The sequence below is a fragment of the Pseudomonas ceruminis genome (assembly GCF_021602025.1).
Classification (GTDB): domain Bacteria; phylum Pseudomonadota; class Gammaproteobacteria; order Pseudomonadales; family Pseudomonadaceae; genus Aquipseudomonas; species Aquipseudomonas ceruminis.
Genome location: NZ_BQHW01000115.1, coordinates 1 through 201 on the forward strand (window position 1 = coordinate 1; position 201 = coordinate 201).

The window sequence follows — 201 nt, forward strand, 5'->3', positions numbered from 1 at the left end:
GCAACGCGAACACACCGAAGCGCTGGAACGGTTCGGCATGGGTTGCGGTGACCGATAAGGTGGCCACCGATGCCGCGGCAGCTGCGCAGTCGGCCCTGACCCAACTGGCGGGTAAGGCAGATGCCACAGCGGTGCAGAGCCTGACCACCCGGGTAACGGATGCCGAGGGCAAACTGACCAGCCAGGGCCAGTCCATCACTG

At 65.7% G+C, this 201-nt stretch carries 1 protein-coding gene; it reads left to right on the forward strand.

Features of this window, described 5'->3' with window-relative positions; all coding sequences use genetic code 11:
• The coding region (locus tag L6D80_RS30060) for a hypothetical protein (RefSeq protein ID WP_236183126.1) at nt 1–201 on the forward strand (201 nt) is incomplete at both ends.